Consider the following 15,781-nt stretch of genomic DNA (forward strand, 5'->3'; position numbering starts at 1 on the left):
CTGTTTTTGAAAGGTTTGATTCATGCGCGTTCTGATTGCCGAACACGACCACCCGGTGTACGCCCAGCTTTTGCGTCAGGCGGCACCCGATATTGAAGTCCTGACCAGCGGCGACTCCGCCGAACTGTCGCGACTGGCCACCGATTGCCCGGTCTGGCTCGGCCAGCCTGATCTGTTGGCCACCCTGTTGCGTCAGGGCCATAGACCCAGCTGGCTGCAATCGACCTGGGCAGGCATCACGCCGTTGCTGGCCGAGGGTTTGACGCGCAATTACCGCCTGACCCGTGCGGTGGGCATTTTCGGCCAGGTGATGGCCGAGTACGTGCTGACCTACATGCTTGGCCATGAGCGCGAGGTGCTGGCACGTCTGGTCAGCCAGGTCGAGCGCAAGTGGGACAACCGCCAGGGGCAAGGGCTGGCCGGGCGCAAGGTGTTGATCGTCGGGACAGGGGATATCGGCCAGCGTGTGGCGCAGTTCCTCGTGCCGTTCGGTGTGCAGCTGTATGGCGTTGCCCGCGAAGCCCGGGCGTTGGCGCCGTTCATCGAGGTCGGGGCGCTGAAGGATCTGCCACGTCTGGTGGGCGAGGCGGATTACGTGATCAATCTGCTGCCCAACACACCCGATACCCATGATGTGTACGACGCGGCGCTGTTCAAGCAATTCAAGCCGACCGGCTTGTTCATCAACGTCGGCCGTGGCGTGGCGGTGGTGGATGCGGACCTGGTGCAAGCCCTGAAGGAAGGGCACCTGGCCGGTGCGGTGATCGACGTCTGCCGCCAGGAGCCGCTGCCGCAGCGCCACCCCTTCTGGACCGCCTGGGGCCTGCTGTTGACTGGCCACAGCTCGGCACCGACCTCGCCACCGATGATGGTGCAGTTGTTCCTGGAAAACCTGCGGGCCTACCAGGCGGGCGACGCGCTGCGCGGTGAAGTGGACTTCACCCGGGGCTACTGAAGCTAACCCCTATCAAACTGTGGGAGCGAGCTTGCTCGCGATAGCGGTGCATCAGTCGACATCAATGTTGGCTGACCTGACGCCATCGCGAGCAAGCTCGCTCCCACAGTGGTTATTTCAGTGATCACAAAACAGGGTTACAGGCTGAAATCGCCTTCTGCCACCAGTTCGCTTAACGGCCGGCGCGGGCTTGGGGTTTCGCGGGCCTGGAGGTATTCGGCCAGTGTCGATTTGTCCCCCAGCTTGCCAATCGCCACGGCGGCGTGCAGGGCGTAGCCTTTCGGGATCTTCAGTTCCTTGCGGGTCAACTCCTGGTCGAAACCGGCCATGCCGTGGGTATGCCAGCCGCTGAGGCTGGCTTGCAGCGCCAGGTGGCCCCAGGCCGCGCCCGTATCGAAGGTATGGGACTGCGCTGGGGTTTCTTCGGTGGCGCCGGGCACGGCGAAGGTGGTTTTCGAAACAATGATCACCAATGCCGAGGCGTGTTGGGCCCAGCCGCGGTTGAATTCATTGAGCAGGCCCAGGAAACGCTCCCAATTCGGCGTGTCGCGACGTGCATACAGGAAACGCCACGGCTGGGAGTTGTACGCCGACGGCGCCCAGCGTGCGGCCTCGAAGAAGCCCAGCAGGGTTTCTTCGGCAATGGTTTCGCCGGTAAAGGCGCGGGGCGACCAGCGCTCGATGAATTGAGGGTGAATCGCGTAATCGGCAATGCGGGGATTGGCACTCATGGGCTTACCTGGCTGGGGTTTGGAAACTCAATGACGCAACCTACGTCCCGCCGCCCGGCCTGACAAGCCCCGGCCTACCGACAGTCGCCAATGCTTGGCCTGAAGAGGCCCGGGCACTAGACTGTCGGCCTTTTCACCACCTGATGTTGATGCTTGAGCCATGGCCGCCAAAGTCGAACCGTTCTGGAAACGCAAAACCCTCGATCAGCTCGATCCGCAGGAGTGGGAATCGCTGTGCGATGGCTGTGGCCTGTGCTGCCTGCAAAAACTCGAAGACGAAGACGACAACAGCGTCTATTACACGCGCATCGCCTGCAAACTGCTGGACCTGAAAACCTGCCAGTGCACCGACTACCCCAACCGCCGCGACTTTGTCCCCGACTGCATCCAGCTCACGCCGGGCAAGGCCGATGAGTTCAAATGGCTGCCGCCGACCTGCGGTTATCGGCTGGTCAGCGAGGGCAAGGACTTGCCGTTGTGGCACCACCTGGTCTGCGGTGATCGCGATGCCGTGCACCACGAACGCATTTCCCAGTCCGGGCGTATGCTGGCCGAAGGCAGCGTGCCGGAAGACGATTGGGAAGATCATCTGATTTTCCGCGCCGGCTGAGCCGTCGGGTGGCGCGCCCCAGGGAGAACCCATGGCTGCAGGATTGAAACGGATGCTGGCCGCCGGGCTGCTGGCGATGTGCGGGCCGCTGTGGGCGGCGCAGAAAGTCGATCTGGATTATCACGTGCACCTGTTGCCCCAGAGCGATCAGGCCGAAGTACGCCTGACACTGGCCCGGGGAGCGGCGGTGCGCAGCCTGGATTTTGACCTCGGCGACGGCAGTCGCTACAGCGATTTCAAGGCCGACGGCCAGTGGCAACTCACCCCCGGCAAAGAGGCGCGAGGTGTCTGGCGGCCGGCAGCCGACAAGGCCAGCCTGAGCTACCGCGTGCGCATCAGCCATGCGCGCAAGAACGCCACCTTCGAAACCCGCATGACCCCGACGTGGGCGTTACTGCGCGGCGACGACCTGGTCCCGTCGGCCAAGCTCGACCAGCAGGACGGCGTCGAACTGGTAGCCCGTCTTGAAGTTGAATTGCCCAATGGCTGGAAAAGCATCGAGACGCCCTGGCCGCGCATCGGCAAGCAACGTTTTCGCATCGACAATCCCTCGCGCCTGTTCGACCGCCCCACGGGCTGGATGCTCGCCGGCAAACTGGGCAGCCGCCGCACCCGCCTGGGCGAAACGGAGGTGACGGTGGCCTCGCCCCAAGGCCAGGGCATGCGCCGGATGGATGTGCTGACGCTGCTGACATTCGTCTGGCCGCAGGTACAAGCGCTGGTGCCGCGCCATCCGGCCAAGTTGCTGATTGTCGGTGCCGGTGATCCGTTGTGGCGTGGCGCCCAGGCCGGTCACGACTCGATCTACCTGCACAGCCGTCCGCCGCTGGTCAGCGAGCGGGGCAGTAGCCCGTTGTTGCGGGAGTTGGTGCAGGCGCTGGCTCGGGTCAATGATCATGATCGCAGCGACTGGATCAGCGAGGGGCTGACCGAGTACTACGCCATCGAACTGCTGCGCCGCGCCGGTGGCCTGAGTGATGAGCGCTATCAGACCCTCAATGACCGGCTCGCCCGCGACAGCAAGGGCGTCACCACCTTGCGCGGCGAACAGATCAGCCCCGGGGCAGTGGCCAAGGCGGTGTTGCTATTGCAGGAACTGGACCGCGAGATTCGCCTGAAAACCCGTAACAAGCGTTCGCTGGATGATGTGTTGCAGGGGGCGATGCGGCTGGAGACAGTGGATACCAAGGAGTTCGTTCAGCTCAGTGAAAGTGTCCTGGATGGGAGCTCTACTGTGCTGGATACCAAGTTAATTCAGTAATACCGCTATCGCGGGCAAGTCTTGCTCTCACAGGATTGAGTCGTACCAAATATCTCATCCGGCGAAGATCCAGTGTGGGAGCAAGGCTTGCCCGCGATGAGGCCATCAGCCTCACCACAAAAAATCAGAGCCCAACCTTCGGCGAATCCAGCGAATCATTCCCCGTCACCGTAGCCGTACCAGTCGCCGCTTCGGCATTGGCCTTCAGGCGACTCAGCTCATCACCGGCCTGTTCGATGCGAGCGCGGGCGTTGCTGAGGTTCTGCCGGTTCTTTTCCAACAAGGCCTTGGCCGAGCAATGCCCGGTGATCCCCCGCGCCAGCGCCATGCCGCCGATCGCCAGTTGAGCCAGGCCGAGCACACCGCCACGGCGCAAGCCCTTGCCCATCATCAGCACACCGCCAGCCAGTGAGCCAATGCGTTCCCAGCCATGCACGTTTTGTGGCGGATGGGATTGGAAAGGGGTGGTCTCAATCGGCTCGAACGGATTGTTATCGCTCATGATCTGTCTCCAGTGTGGGAATTGGTATAAAACTGACTGCCCGAGCGATTGCCTTGTTCAATCGAATGTTGCACCGATCAGCGGAATTGCGGCCCCGAACGGGTGTTGTTGCCTTTGGCCATGCGGTCATACAGCACGACGTTGACGGTGGCGGCCAGGTTCATGCAGCCGGTGGTGGGGATGTACACCACGTCTTCGCACCAGTCGCGAATGTCCTTGTCCAGCGAGCCGTCTTCCGGGCCGAAGATATACAGCGCCCGGTCCGGGTGTGTGTATTCGGGCAGTGGGCGAGCGCCCTCCACCAGTTCCACGGCCACTGGCACACAGCCCAGGGGCAGGATTTTCTTCAGGTCGTCGATACCGATCAGCGGGATGTCATAGTGGACTTTCTTGGTGTCGGTGACGAAGTCGGCGGCACGCTCATAGCGCTTGCCGGTGTAGAACACCGACGCCACGCCGTAGCAGCCGGCGGCACGCATGACCGAACCGACGTTTTCCGGTGACTTGGGGTTGAACAGACCGATGCAGCTATAGCGTTTGTTGGCCACGGGCGGGGTGCCTTTGGGGAAAAGGCGCGATTATACGGGGAATGGGGCTGCGTGTTCAGTTTGTGAGTGGGGGCTGATGGTCGGTTACCCATTCACGAACCTGACCAATCGGTAACGTCCCCGCCAGCGTCGTGAAAGGCACCAGTCGTTATGGTTTGCCTGACAAATGACTGCCGGAGTTCCTCATGAAGACCCTTGATGCCTTGCTCGCCGTTTCGATCCTGTCTCTTTCTTCCCTTGCCTTGGCGGAAGGCGGAGGTGACCGGGTTTATGGCCAGATGATCCAGAACAATCAACTGGCCATGGCGCGATACGCCGCCGAAAACGGCAAAGCCGTCGCCGAAATCGTTCATTACGAATACGGCATGAACCTCGATGTAAAAAAAGTAGTGAGCATTACGCCGGCCAATAAAGGCTGTGGTGTCGGACCGTCGCGCATGACTTACGAAGACTCGAACGGCAAGCTCAATACTGTGGAATATAGGCTCCTGGGTGATAACTGTCCGAATGGCGGCTGATTACCGTCTCGTTTGTTCTCCTTTGGTTTTGAGACGGTCAGGCGCCCTGGTGGCGCCTGTTTTTGGCGCGGATTATTGTGCTGGCGTGTTACGCAACCTCAAGGCATTGAACACCACCGACGCCGAACTCACGCTCATGGCGATCGCGGCAACCATGGGCGAGAGCAAGTGACCGGTCAGGGGATACAGCAGGCCGGCAGCCAACGGAATACCCATCGAGTTGTAGAGGAAGGCAAAACCGAGGTTCTGGCGCATGTTTCTAACGGTTGCAACCGAAAGGGTGCGGGCCCGCAAGATCCCCATCAAATCGCCTTTTACCAAGGTCAGTTGGGCGCTGTTCATCGCCACGTCCGTACCTGTCCCCATGGCAATGCCTACGTTCGCCCGAGCCAGGGCGGGAGCATCGTTTATTCCGTCACCCGCCATCGCGACCTGGCGGCCATCGCGCTGCAGGTCCGCCACCAGACGCTCCTTGTCCTCGGGTTTGACTTCGCCGTGGACCTCTTCAATGCCCATCTCCCTGGCCACGGCGCGTGCAGTGGTGAGGCCGTCGCCGGTGGCCATGATGATTTTTATGTCGTGAGCCTTGAGCCGGCTGACCGCTTCTCTGGAGGTCGGCTTGATCGGGTCCGAGACGGCCAGCAACCCGGCCAGTACACCGTCGACTGCTATGTAGATAATGCTGATGCCTTGCGCGCGTAGCTGCTCGGCCTGTTGTTGCAGTGGGCTGACGCTGATGCTGGCGGCTTTCATCAGGGCGGTATTGCCCAAGTGGACCTGCTTGCCGTCCACCTGGCCACTGACACCGATGCCGCTGCCGGACTCAAATGAAGCCGGCTTGATCAATTCAAGATGCTCGGCTCGTGCGTGATCGACGATGGCGTGGGCCAGGGGATGCTCGCTGCCCTGGTCGAGGCTGGCGGCCAACAGCAGCACCTGGCGGTCGTCGAAGCCCTGGATGGCTTTCACGCTGTGAAAGGCCGGGCGCCCTTCGGTCAGGGTGCCGGTCTTATCGACGATCAGCGTGTCGATCCTGCACAAGTTCTCGATGGCGCTGGCGTCCCGGAAAAGCACGCCCAGGCTGGCAGCCTTGCCGGTGGACACCATGATCGACATGGGGGTTGCGAGCCCCAGCGCACAGGGGCAGGCGATGATCAGCACGGCGACGGCATTGATCAGCCCGAAGACCCAGCCGGGTTCGGGACCTAACAGCCCCCAGCCGAAAAAGGTCAGTACGGCGATGGCAATCACGCCCATGACGAAATAGCCAGCGATCACGTCGGCCATGCGCTGCATAGGAGCTTTCGAGCGCTGGGCCCGGGCGACCATCTGGACAATTTGCGCCAGGACGGTCTCGGCGCCGACCTTCTGCGCCGTCATCACCAAGCTGCCGTGGGTGTTGATCGTGGCGCCGATCAGGCTGTCCCCGGCGCGTTTGATCACCGGAACCGGCTCGCCAGTGAGCATCGACTCGTCAACGGCACTTTCACCTTCGAGCACCGCACCGTCGACCGGGACCTTTTCACCGGGCCTGATCCGCAGGCGGTCACCCTGATGGACGTGGGTCAGGGGGATGTCCTGTTCCTGGCCGTCGGCATTGATCCGGCGCGCGGTTTTGGGGGATAGCCCCAGCAGCGACTTGATGGCGGCCGACATCTGCGAGCGTGCCTTGAGCTCCAGCATCTGCCCCAGCAAGGTAAGAGAGATGATCACCGCGGCGGCTTCAAAGTAGACGCCGATCCGCCCCTCCTGCATGAACGTGGCGGGAAAAGCTCCGGGCCAAAACGTGGCTGCGACACTGTAGAGATAGGCCGCCGCGGTGCCCAGGCCAATCAGGGTCCACATGTTCGGGCTACGCTGGCGAACAGAGGCCACTGCCCGCACAAAGAACGGCCAGCCTGCCCACAGGACCACGGGTGTCGCCAGGAAAAACTCGACGAAATTTTGTGTTGCACCGTGAAACAGCGACAAGGCGTGCCCCGCCATGGCGAGCACGGTGACGATGACCGTCAACGGCAGGGACCACCAGAAGCGGCGGGTGAAGTCCTTGAGTTCTGGATTGTCCTCTTCTTCCAGCGCGGGCATCACCGGCTCCAGCGTCATGCCGCACTTGGGGCAGATGCCGGGGCTGGGTTGGCGTATTTCCGGGTGCATGGGACAGGTGTATTCAGTCGCCATGTCGCCGCTGGGCGCTGAAGCACTGTGGTGAACGTGCACTGGAGTGTCGGGCATGGCTAGGAACCTTCCTGATCCCTGCGGTTGACGGGTGGTTCGCCATGTCGTCCATGACCGCCATGGCCGTGTCCGTGTCCGAAGATATGCATCAAGGGACATATCAGGAGAATCAAGTACGGCCAATTCGCCGCGATGTGGCTGAAGTGTTCTCGCGCCAGATAGAAGAGGCCAATGGCCAACAACATGATCAAGACAATGCCGGTCTTGCCCCGCCAGAATGACGTTGCGCCAGTCGGGGGTTGATGAGTGTTCATGGTGTCGCTCCTTCAGGCCGGGCGAGCCACCGCCACCGATAACCCCAGCATAGGCAGGGAGGGCTTTGGCAGATTGATATTCATCAACCTTGGCTTACTTCACCTGCAAATGAGGGAAGTAGCGGGCATGCTAAAGGTGCGAAGCTGTCAGCGACCTGACGGGGGCATTGCAGATTTGTCAGCGAGGCCATGAAAGCGGCCCAGGCAGCCGCTCCACAGTCGAGTGAGGGGACTGGATCTGTGGAGCAACACTTTGCAGCGCAAGATAAACCGGTTCGCCACAACGGCCAGTTACTCGTCCTTCTTCATCAACCCGGCCAGTGCGGCGAAGGGGTTGTGGGTCGCCTTGGCGATTTTCGGGGTGCTCAGGGAGCCGTCGCCGAAATATTGCTGGTCGGTGTAGCGCGAGTGTTCGTTGTCGTGGCAGTACAGGCACAGCAGTTCCCAGTTGGAACCGTCCTGCGGGTTGTTGTCGTGGTTGTGGTCGCGGTGGTGAACGGTCAGTTCGCTCAGGCGCTTGCCGGAAAACTCACGGGCGCAGCGGCCACAGACATGGGGGTACATTTTCAGGGCTTTGTCGCGGTAGCCCATCTCCCGGTCGCGCTGGGCATCGGCGAGGATGCGGTCCAGCTTGGCGGTGTTGGACGGTGGCGTTGACGAACTCATGGGTTCACCTTTGTAGACAGGACGGATGACGGTTGGACAGAGTTTAGCTCAGCCCTTGAGCTTCTCGGCAATCCAGATGGTGTGGCGGGTGCCTTTGTTGCCATGGGCGAACACTTGCACCTCTTCGGCCTTGAAGCCGGCCTTCTTCAGCTTGTCGGAAAACTGCCGGTCAGCGCTGGCCGACCAGACCGCCAGCACGCCCTTGGGCCGCAGGGCCTTGGCGCAGGCGGCCAGGCCTCCCGCCGAATACAGCCAACTGTTGGCTTTCTGGGTCAGGCCTTCCGGGCCGTTGTCGACATCGAGCATGATCGCGTCGAAACCCTGGGGTTCGGCTTGCAGCACCTTGGCCACGTCTTCCATGCGGATCACCGTGCGCGGGTCCGACAGCGGCCGCCCGGCTTTTTCACCCAGTGGGCCACGGTTCCACTCCACCACGCCGGGCACCAGTTCGGCCACCACCACTTCGGCGGTCTTGCCCAGGTGCTTGAGGGCCGAGGCGAGGGTGAACCCCATGCCGAGGCCGCCGATCAGCACGCGCGAGCCAGGACGACCGGCGACCTTGCGGCAGGGGATCTCTGCCAGGGCGTCTTCGGAACCGTGCATGCGAGTGTTCATCAACTGCCCGCCGTCGCCGCCCTGGATCTTGATGACGAAGTCTTCGCCGTACTCGAACAGGCACAGGGCACCGCCGTTATCAGGGATGGGTGTGGTGTCGAGCAGAACGAAACGTTTCATGGAAATCTCGTAGGAGGGCAAACCGCGCGGTAACGACTAGCCTTAAAGCAGACAATAGCCACGGAGCCATTGATGAAGTGCATCATTCTAACGGCCATTGCCCTGGCGGCGCTCTCAATTAGTTGCGCCCAGGCTCAACAACCGACGATTCCGGTCAACCCGCCCAGCATCCCCGGGTCGCCTGGCACCGCCACTCCCATGCCCTATCCGCCGGTGACGCCCAACGGTGTGCCCAAGGCTGGCCCCGGAAGCGGCGGGCCGCCCTTGCTGCCACCCATCGAAATGCCCAAGCCGCCCAAGGACCAGCCGATACCGGGCATGGAGCCCAAGCCGGTGAAGGCCAAGTCGCCGGGGGGTAGACCTGAAGCCCGTCGGTGAAACAACTGAATGGTAAAAACCTGTGAGTTCGGGCATTGAGGTGGACTCTGTGGGAGCAAAGCTTGCTCGCGATGACGTCGACATATGCAACACCGCTATCGCGAGCAAGCTTTGCTCCCACAGGCTCCCCACAGGTTCTGTGTTTCAACTGACAGAGGGAGGTCAGACCTGCTGCGACAACAACTGCCCATCAGCCATGCGCAGGCGCTTGGACAGGGAGACGGCGAGGGCGCGGATGATCTTGGCGGCGATCTTGGGGGCGTCGTTGAGCATTTTTTCCAGGGAGTCCTTGCCCAGGTTCAGCAACTGGCAATCGCTGGCGGCGATGCAACTGGCCGAGCGCCGTTCGCCGTCGAGCACGGCCATTTCGCCGAATGCCCGGCCGCTGCGCAGCGTGGCGATGGTCACGGGCTGGCCGTCGGGGCCGGTTTTCTGCACGGCCACCTGGCCGGTGTGGATGATGCACATGAAGCTGCCGGCATCGCCCTCGCGGAAAATCGCTTCACCCGCGGCGATGGCGCTGATGCTGAAATAGCCCGACGCCGCGGCGAAGTCGACAGGCAGCAACTGGTCGAACAGACCGCAGTCCATCAACCAGTCGCGGATTTCTTTGTTCAGTAAGGTCGGTTCTGACATGTTGGCACGGTCTTTTTCTTGTGTTTGTTGCAGGTTCAGTTTGGCCCGGGTGTAAGCAGACCTCTGGGACAGACTCTTGCTCCCACAAAGTCTTGCTCCTACATTGGACTGGGGTTTATCTGGGCCCGGCGCATGGAGCTAAGACCCGGCCATCCCACAGAGTTCCTCAGGCCACCCTCAAAACCTTCAAGACAAATGCATATTCGAGCGCTACGTCACGCAATCCCTGGTAGCGCCCACTCATTCCGCCATGGCCTGCGCCCAGTTCGGTCTTGAGCAGCAGGGGGCTGTCGTCGGTTTTGGTGGCACGCAATTTTGCCACCCACTTGGCCGCTTCCCAGTACTGCACACGGCTGTCGTTGTAACCGGCGATCACCAGCAGCGCCGGGTAGGCCTGGGCGCTGACGTTTTCGTACGGGGCGTAGGCCCGGATCCGATCATAAACGTCCGGCTCCTCCGGATTGCCCCATTCGTCGTATTCGGTGACGGTCAGCGGCAAGTCCGGGTCGAGCATGGTGTTGAGCACGTCGACGAACGGCACCTCGGCAATCGCAACCTTGAACAGCTCCGGGCGTTGATTGAGCACCGCACCGATCAGCAGGCCACCGGCGCTGCCGCCGCTGATTGCCAGTTGCTCGGCGGTGGTGAAACCGTTGCTGATCAAATGTTCGGCGCAGGCGATGAAGTCGCTGAACGTGTTGTGCTTGTGTTCCTGCTTGCCGGCGCGATACCAGGCTTCCCCCAACTCGCCGCCGCCACGCACATGGGCGATGGCAAATGCTACGCCGCGGTCAAGCAGGCTCAGCCGCGAATGGGAAAACCACGGGTCGAGGCTTTCGCCATAGGCACCGTAGCCGTACAGGTACAACGGTACCGGCTGGCCGAGGGCTTCGCGCTTGACCACCAGGCTGATGGGCACCTGGGTGCCGTCCGGCGCTGTAGCCCAAAGCCGCTGGCTGACGTAGGCATCGGCGTCGAACGGGCCCAGCACCGGGGTTTGCTTGAGCACGACCTGTGCGCCGCTGGCCAGGTCCAACTGGCGGATCTGCGCCGGACGGTTCAGGGCCTCGTAGCGCAGGCGGATGCGATCGCTGACGAACTCCAGGCTGTTCTGCACATGCAGGCTGTAGGCCGCGTCCGGCAGTTGCACCCGATAGGCCGGCAAGCCCTGTGGGTGAACCTCGATGATCGGCAGGCCGCCTTCGCGCAGGCTCAAGGTCATGGCTCCGGCGTTCAGGCTCAGGCCGTCGATCATCACCGTGTCGCTGTGGGGGATCAGGTTCTGCCAGTCGGCCCCGGTCGGCGCCACACCCGTGTCGGCGGCCTGGTACAGGGCGAAGTTGATCCCGTCGCGGTTGCTGCGGATCAACCAGGTCCATTGGCCATCGAGCAGGCCGTGGTCGACGTCGTATTCATGGTTTTCCACGCGGGGCGCCAGGCAGGTAAAGGGGCGCTGCGGTTGCGCGGCGTCCAGTACCCAGACTTCACTGGTGGTCTTGCTGCCCAGGGACAGGATCAACTGCTTTTCCGAGCTTGAACGGTAGCAGTGCAGGAAGAAACGCCCGTCCGGCTCATGGAACACTTCCTCGGCGGCAGTGCCGTCCAGGCGATAGCGCCAGAGTTTGTGGGGGCGGTGGGTGTCGTCCAACTCGCCGAAAAACAGCGTCAGGCTGTCATTGGCCCAGGTCATGCTGCCGTCGCAATCGGCGAAGGACAGTTCGCTGACCTTGTCGTTGGACAATTCCTTCACGAACAGCGTGTAGATCTCGTCGCCCGTGGTGTCCAGGCTGTAGGCCAGGCGCTGGTGGTCGGGGCTGATGCTGAAGGCGCCCAGGGAAAAGAAGCCGCCGCCAGCCAGCACGTTCGGGTCCAGCAGCAGTTGTTCGCGGCTTTCATCCACGCTCAGGCTGTCATCGGCCGGACGCGGGCAGCGGTAGTGGCGCGGGTATTCGTCACCGGCTGTGGTACGGGTGTAATACAGGTACGGGCCCCAGGGCGAGGGCAGCGACAGGTCGGTCTCGAGGATCCGGCCCTTGATCTCCTGGAACAGGGTTTCGCGCAGTTCGGCCTGGTCGGCGAGTTGCGCTTCCTGATAGCTGTTTTCCGCCTTGAGGTAGTCGAGCACGGCGTCGGTGTCGCGTTCCTGCAGCCAGGCGTATGGGTCAACACCGGGGTCCCTGCGGGCAATCGGGGCGTTGGAAACGTGGGCAGATAGGGACATGAAAGGCTCTCGAACGTTGTACGAAAAGGGACACATGGCCCGGACAGAATCAACCACGCGGGCCATTCGCCAGACGCCGGGGCAGCCTGACGAGCGAAAAGCCGTTACTATAAGCGTCTCTTTGCCTGCCTTGCCATGGACACCATGACCGAGAATGACTATCTGATCGCCTGGGGCCTCTACGCCTTTGCCGCCCTGGGCTGCCTGCTGGTGTGGATGCGCATGACCCGCTGGATGTGGCGCTGGTTGCGCGAACCGCTGCGGTTGCTGATGGCGGTGCTGCTGTTTTGCCCGACCATCGTTGATCCGGTGAAGGACAGGGTCGCCCCGGCCTTGGCCATTGTTGCCCTGGACGTGCTGTTCAAAGTCGGCAACAACGTCTGGCGGGCGGCCTCCGATCTGCTCATGTACGGCATGATCGCCTTCGGCCTCTACTTCATTTTGGTGCTGATCCGCTTCCCTATCGAGCGGGCCGCCAACGCTCGCAAGGAACGGGCCGCCGCCGCAAAAGCCGCCGCCGCGGCCGATGAGCCGGAGGACGAGCCACCGTTTGGCGTGGCCGGTGATGACCGTTACGGTCGCCCGCCCGTGCCGAGCAACCCCCAGCGTTCGCGTATCGAACCGCGCCTGTAACCGGGCCTGCCCCTTGAAGCGAGAGTTCGAGCATGTGTGAGTTATTGGGCATGAGCGCCAATGTGCCGACCGACATCGTGTTCAGCTTCACCGGGCTGATGCAGCGCGGCGGCAAGACCGGGCCGCACCGGGACGGCTGGGGCATCGCCTTCTATGAGGGCCGTGGCCTGCGCCTGTTCCAGGACCCGGCCGCCAGCAGCGAATCGGAAGTGGCGAACCTGGTGCAGCGCTATCCGATCAAGAGCGAAGTGGTGATCGGACATATTCGCCAGGCCAACGTCGGCAAGGTCTGCCTGTCCAACACGCACCCGTTCGTGCGTGAGTTGTGGGGCCGCAACTGGTGTTTTGCCCACAACGGCCAGCTCGCCGATTTCCAGCCGGGCGTGAGCTTCTACCGCCCGGTGGGCGATACCGACAGCGAAGCGGCTTTCTGCGATCTGCTCAACCGCGTGCGCCAGGCCTTCCCCGAACCGGTGGAGGTGGAACAATTGCTCCCGTCGCTGATCGAGGCCTGCGCCGAATACCGTAGCAAAGGCGTGTTCAACTGCTTGCTCAGCGATGGCGACTGGCTGTTCTGCTATTGCTCGACCAAACTGGCCCAGATCACCCGTCGCGCGCCGTTCGGCCCGGCGCGGCTCAAGGATGTGGATGTGATTGTCGATTTCCAGGCTGAAACCACGCCCAACGACGTGGTCACGGTGATCGCCACCGAACCGTTGACCGAAAACGAAACCTGGACCCGCTACGAACCTGGTCAATGGAGCCTGTGGCGACGCGGTGAATGCGTCAGCCACGGCCGGACCGAATAAGGACGTCACGTTATGTTGCTCAGTTATCTACGGCTGGTGTTGTTCGCGGTGGGCCTGTTGGTTGGGGTCCAGGTGCCGGGCTTCATCAATGATTACGCCAAGCGGGTCGAGGCGCACCTGATCGAGGCGCAGACCGGCCTGCAAGGGTTCCAGGGCACCGCCAACCAGTTCTTCAAGGGCGACATGCAAGCCCTGGTGGCCCATTACCGCGCCAGCGAAGACCCGATCTTTCGCAGCGACGCCGACAGCCTGAACACCTTGCTCGTGCGCCAGCAGGCCCTGGACAAGCAATTCCAGGCGATGCAAGGCCCGTGGTACATCCGCATGCTGCAAGTGGCACTGGCCGCCGATCCGGACATCCGCAAGGAAACCTGGAATGGCTACAGCTACCAGATCCTGTTGACCCCCGAGGCCATGATCTGGGGCATCAGCGGTGCGTTGTTGCTGTCGTTCGGCCTGGAATGCCTGTTCCGCCTGATCGACTGGGTGGTGCTGGGCGGCAAGCGCCTGCGCCAGGGCCGGCCGATTGAAGAGCGCGACCTGCGCGGGCTGTAGCGCCGCAGCGAGCCTCTGTGGCGAGGGGATAAATCCCCTCGCCACAACTGTGTTCATTCAGTTCCGGCAATGTCGTTTCTTTATCTCTGTTCCCCCAATCAAGTTTTTCTTATGACCCAGCCAAGGTTTTATTCGTTGGACGGGATCGGCCGCGCGCTCAAGAATCGACGCATCGGTCTCCACGTCAGCGTCGTCGAGACTTACAACAATAAAACTGCGGAGAACCACCATGAGTGCACCCGACACGCTCGGCGTCCCCCAACCCCAGGCCCGTTCCGGCCCATTTGACTGGTATCGCAACATCAACCAGCAGGAACGTCGCACCTTCTGGAGCTGCAAGATCGGCTACGCCCTGGACGGCATGGACACGCAGATGCTCAGTTTCGTGGTGCCGACCCTGATCGCGATGTGGGGTATCACCACTGGCCAGGCAGGCCTGATCCACACCAGTACCTTGATCGCTTCGGCCATTGGCGGCTGGGTGGCGGGCATTCTCTCGGACCGCATCGGTCGGGTGCGCACCCTGCAACTGACGGTGCTGTGGTTCGCCTTCTTCACCTTCCTGTGCGGCTTTGCCCAGAATTACGAACAACTGTTGATCTCCCGCACACTGATGGGCTTTGGCTTCGGCGGCGAATGGACTGCTGGCGCGGTGTTGATGGGCGAGGTGATCCGCGCCAAGGACCGCGGCAAGGCGGTGGGCATGGTGCAGTCGGGGTGGGCCCTGGGCTGGGGCATGACAGCGATCCTGTATGCGCTGCTGTTCTCGGTATTACCGCCGGAAGACGCCTGGCGCGCCTTGTTTATCCTGGGTATTGTCCCGGCGATATTCGTGATATTCGTCCGGCGCCTGGTCAAGGACCCGGAAGTCTATAGCCAGGCCAAGGCCCGGCAAACGCCGAGCAATCCGGCGAAGTTCTACGAGATCTTCGCCCCCGGCATCCTCTTCACCACCTTTCGTGCCTCGTTGCTGACCACCGGTGCCTTGGGCGGTTACTACGCCATCACCTCCTGGTTGCCAACGTTCCTCAAGAATGAGCGTGGCTTGAGCGTGTTGAGCACCGGTGGCTACCTGGCGATGGTGATCGTCGGTTCCTACGTCGGTTACGTCGTCAGCGCGTACCTGTCGGACATCCTGGGTCGGAAAAAGAACTTCGTCCTGTATGCCGTCGGCTCTTTCACCATCGTGCTGCTGTATACCCAACTGCACGTGAGCAATAACGTGATGCTCTGGCTGGGCTTTCCCCTGGGGTTCTTCGCTTCGGGTATGTTCAGCGGCATGGGCTCGTTCCTCACCGAGCTGTTCCCTACGCGCATCCGTGGTTCGGGACAGGGTTTCTGCTACAACATTGGCCGGGCGGTGGCAGCATTGTTCCCGCTGTTGATTGGCCTGCTGAGCCAGAAAGTGCCGCTGAGCGTGGGTATCGGAGCGTTCGCCGCAGTGTCCTATGGCGTGGTGATCCTCGCGGCGTTGAGCCTGCCGGAAACCCAAGGCAAGCAGTTGGAAGCCGAGTAACTGATAACTTGTGGGGCC

The 15,781-nt window shown here is 62.0% G+C and carries 18 protein-coding genes; 9 read left to right on the forward strand and 9 right to left on the reverse strand.

What is annotated here, in order from left to right:
* Nucleotides 1–22 precede the first annotated feature (22 nt).
* Nucleotides 23–955, forward strand: coding sequence for a D-2-hydroxyacid dehydrogenase (locus tag KI235_RS07530; protein WP_003198855.1), 933 nt, complete (start codon nucleotides 23–25; stop codon nucleotides 953–955).
* 137 nt (nucleotides 956–1,092) lie between these two features.
* Here KI235_RS07530 and KI235_RS07535 read toward each other — a convergent pair whose 3' ends face one another.
* On the reverse strand, nucleotides 1,093–1,686 hold the full coding sequence (locus KI235_RS07535; protein ID WP_212795616.1) for a nitroreductase family protein: 594 nt from the start codon (nucleotides 1,684–1,686) through the stop codon (nucleotides 1,093–1,095).
* Nucleotides 1,687–1,846: 160 nt separating this feature from the next.
* Here KI235_RS07535 and KI235_RS07540 point away from each other — a divergent pair, with 160 nt between their 5' ends.
* Nucleotides 1,847–2,296, forward strand: a complete 450-nt coding sequence (locus KI235_RS07540) for a YcgN family cysteine cluster protein (protein ID WP_003198858.1) — start codon at nucleotides 1,847–1,849, stop codon at nucleotides 2,294–2,296.
* Nucleotides 2,297–2,327: 31 nt separating this feature from the next.
* The gene (locus tag KI235_RS07545; RefSeq protein WP_013692490.1) at nucleotides 2,328–3,557 is read left to right on the forward strand and encodes a hypothetical protein; all 1,230 of its coding nucleotides are present in this window, start codon (nucleotides 2,328–2,330) and stop codon (nucleotides 3,555–3,557) included.
* Nucleotides 3,558–3,681: 124 nt separating this feature from the next.
* Here the strand turns inward: KI235_RS07545 and KI235_RS07550 are convergent, their stop codons facing one another.
* Nucleotides 3,682–4,059, reverse strand: a complete 378-nt coding sequence (locus KI235_RS07550) for a DUF2892 domain-containing protein (protein ID WP_003198860.1) — start codon at nucleotides 4,057–4,059, stop codon at nucleotides 3,682–3,684.
* Nucleotides 4,060–4,136: 77 nt separating this feature from the next.
* Nucleotides 4,137–4,607: an RNA methyltransferase gene (locus tag KI235_RS07555; protein WP_003198862.1), complete on the reverse strand. Its 471-nt coding sequence runs from the start codon at nucleotides 4,605–4,607 to the stop codon at nucleotides 4,137–4,139.
* Nucleotides 4,608–4,792: 185 nt separating this feature from the next.
* On the opposite strand from KI235_RS07555, the gene KI235_RS07560 reads away from it, so the two are divergent.
* Nucleotides 4,793–5,125 carry a DUF2790 domain-containing protein gene (locus tag KI235_RS07560; protein ID WP_039010821.1) on the forward strand — a complete coding sequence of 111 codons (333 nt, stop codon included), beginning with the start codon at nucleotides 4,793–4,795 and terminating at the stop codon, nucleotides 5,123–5,125.
* A gap of 72 nt (nucleotides 5,126–5,197) precedes the next feature.
* Here KI235_RS07560 and KI235_RS07565 read toward each other — a convergent pair whose 3' ends face one another.
* From KI235_RS07565 to KI235_RS07580, 4 genes are all read right to left on the reverse strand, one after another.
* Nucleotides 5,198–7,303: a copper-translocating P-type ATPase gene (locus tag KI235_RS07565; RefSeq protein WP_244864312.1), complete on the reverse strand. Its 2,106-nt coding sequence runs from the start codon at nucleotides 7,301–7,303 to the stop codon at nucleotides 5,198–5,200.
* A gap of 56 nt (nucleotides 7,304–7,359) precedes the next feature.
* Nucleotides 7,360–7,614, reverse strand: a complete 255-nt coding sequence (locus KI235_RS07570) for a DUF2933 domain-containing protein (RefSeq protein ID WP_028236984.1) — start codon at nucleotides 7,612–7,614, stop codon at nucleotides 7,360–7,362.
* Nucleotides 7,615–7,905: 291 nt separating this feature from the next.
* Complete coding sequence (locus tag KI235_RS07575) at nucleotides 7,906–8,280, reverse strand: YajD family HNH nuclease (RefSeq protein WP_003184246.1); 375 nt, start codon at nucleotides 8,278–8,280, stop codon at nucleotides 7,906–7,908.
* Between the two features lie 48 nt (nucleotides 8,281–8,328).
* Nucleotides 8,329–9,015, reverse strand: a complete 687-nt coding sequence (locus tag KI235_RS07580) for a hypothetical protein (RefSeq protein ID WP_003184244.1) — start codon at nucleotides 9,013–9,015, stop codon at nucleotides 8,329–8,331.
* A 72-nt stretch (nucleotides 9,016–9,087) separates the two neighbouring features.
* Between KI235_RS07580 and KI235_RS07585 the strand changes: the two genes are divergently transcribed.
* Nucleotides 9,088–9,393, forward strand: coding sequence for a hypothetical protein (locus KI235_RS07585; RefSeq protein WP_212795618.1), 306 nt, complete (start codon nucleotides 9,088–9,090; stop codon nucleotides 9,391–9,393).
* 162 nt (nucleotides 9,394–9,555) lie between these two features.
* Here KI235_RS07585 and KI235_RS07590 read toward each other — a convergent pair whose 3' ends face one another.
* Nucleotides 9,556–10,029: a cyclic nucleotide-binding domain-containing protein gene (locus KI235_RS07590; protein ID WP_003198869.1), complete on the reverse strand. Its 474-nt coding sequence runs from the start codon at nucleotides 10,027–10,029 to the stop codon at nucleotides 9,556–9,558.
* A 166-nt stretch (nucleotides 10,030–10,195) separates the two neighbouring features.
* On the reverse strand, nucleotides 10,196–12,250 hold the full coding sequence (locus KI235_RS07595) for a S9 family peptidase (RefSeq protein WP_212795619.1): 2,055 nt from the start codon (nucleotides 12,248–12,250) through the stop codon (nucleotides 10,196–10,198).
* A 135-nt stretch (nucleotides 12,251–12,385) separates the two neighbouring features.
* On the opposite strand from KI235_RS07595, the gene KI235_RS07600 reads away from it, so the two are divergent.
* From KI235_RS07600 to KI235_RS07615, 4 genes are all read left to right on the forward strand, one after another.
* A complete protein-coding gene (locus tag KI235_RS07600) occupies nucleotides 12,386–12,883 on the forward strand; it encodes a hypothetical protein (RefSeq protein WP_003198873.1) in 498 nt (165 codons plus the stop codon).
* 32 nt (nucleotides 12,884–12,915) lie between these two features.
* Nucleotides 12,916–13,692, forward strand: a complete 777-nt coding sequence (locus tag KI235_RS07605) for a class II glutamine amidotransferase (protein ID WP_003198875.1) — start codon at nucleotides 12,916–12,918, stop codon at nucleotides 13,690–13,692.
* Nucleotides 13,693–13,704: 12 nt separating this feature from the next.
* Entirely contained in the window at nucleotides 13,705–14,247 is a 543-nt protein-coding gene (locus KI235_RS07610; RefSeq protein ID WP_003198877.1) for a DUF2937 family protein, read from the forward strand.
* Between the two features lie 229 nt (nucleotides 14,248–14,476).
* Entirely contained in the window at nucleotides 14,477–15,763 is a 1,287-nt protein-coding gene (locus tag KI235_RS07615; protein WP_003198880.1) for an MFS transporter, read from the forward strand.
* Nucleotides 15,764–15,781: the final 18 nt, after the last annotated feature.

The sequence above is a fragment of the Pseudomonas sp. St386 genome (genome assembly GCF_018325865.1).
Taxonomy (GTDB): Bacteria; Pseudomonadota; Gammaproteobacteria; order Pseudomonadales; family Pseudomonadaceae; genus Aquipseudomonas; species Aquipseudomonas brassicacearum.

What these genes read in the sequence shown, in the direction of transcription:
- KI235_RS07530 (WP_003198855.1), top strand. Translation starts at nt 23, where the DNA reads ATGCGCGTTCTGATTGCCGAACACGACCACCCGGTGTACGCCCAGCTT.
- KI235_RS07535 (WP_212795616.1), bottom strand. Translation starts at nt 1,686, where the DNA reads ATGAGTGCCAATCCCCGCATTGCCGATTACGCGATTCACCCTCAATTC.
- KI235_RS07540 (WP_003198858.1), top strand. Translation starts at nt 1,847, where the DNA reads ATGGCCGCCAAAGTCGAACCGTTCTGGAAACGCAAAACCCTCGATCAG.
- KI235_RS07545 (WP_013692490.1), top strand. Translation starts at nt 2,328, where the DNA reads ATGGCTGCAGGATTGAAACGGATGCTGGCCGCCGGGCTGCTGGCGATG.
- KI235_RS07550 (WP_003198860.1), bottom strand. Translation starts at nt 4,059, where the DNA reads ATGAGCGATAACAATCCGTTCGAGCCGATTGAGACCACCCCTTTCCAA.
- KI235_RS07560 (WP_039010821.1), top strand. Translation starts at nt 4,793, where the DNA reads ATGAAGACCCTTGATGCCTTGCTCGCCGTTTCGATCCTGTCTCTTTCT.
- KI235_RS07565 (WP_244864312.1), bottom strand. Translation starts at nt 7,303, where the DNA reads ATGGCGACTGAATACACCTGTCCCATGCACCCGGAAATACGCCAACCC.
- KI235_RS07570 (WP_028236984.1), bottom strand. Translation starts at nt 7,614, where the DNA reads ATGAACACTCATCAACCCCCGACTGGCGCAACGTCATTCTGGCGGGGC.
- KI235_RS07575 (WP_003184246.1), bottom strand. Translation starts at nt 8,280, where the DNA reads ATGAGTTCGTCAACGCCACCGTCCAACACCGCCAAGCTGGACCGCATC.
- KI235_RS07580 (WP_003184244.1), bottom strand. Translation starts at nt 9,015, where the DNA reads ATGAAACGTTTCGTTCTGCTCGACACCACACCCATCCCTGATAACGGC.
- KI235_RS07585 (WP_212795618.1), top strand. Translation starts at nt 9,088, where the DNA reads ATGAAGTGCATCATTCTAACGGCCATTGCCCTGGCGGCGCTCTCAATT.
- KI235_RS07590 (WP_003198869.1), bottom strand. Translation starts at nt 10,029, where the DNA reads ATGTCAGAACCGACCTTACTGAACAAAGAAATCCGCGACTGGTTGATG.
- KI235_RS07595 (WP_212795619.1), bottom strand. Translation starts at nt 12,250, where the DNA reads ATGTCCCTATCTGCCCACGTTTCCAACGCCCCGATTGCCCGCAGGGAC.
- KI235_RS07600 (WP_003198873.1), top strand. Translation starts at nt 12,386, where the DNA reads ATGGACACCATGACCGAGAATGACTATCTGATCGCCTGGGGCCTCTAC.
- KI235_RS07605 (WP_003198875.1), top strand. Translation starts at nt 12,916, where the DNA reads ATGTGTGAGTTATTGGGCATGAGCGCCAATGTGCCGACCGACATCGTG.
- KI235_RS07610 (WP_003198877.1), top strand. Translation starts at nt 13,705, where the DNA reads ATGTTGCTCAGTTATCTACGGCTGGTGTTGTTCGCGGTGGGCCTGTTG.
- KI235_RS07615 (WP_003198880.1), top strand. Translation starts at nt 14,477, where the DNA reads ATGAGTGCACCCGACACGCTCGGCGTCCCCCAACCCCAGGCCCGTTCC.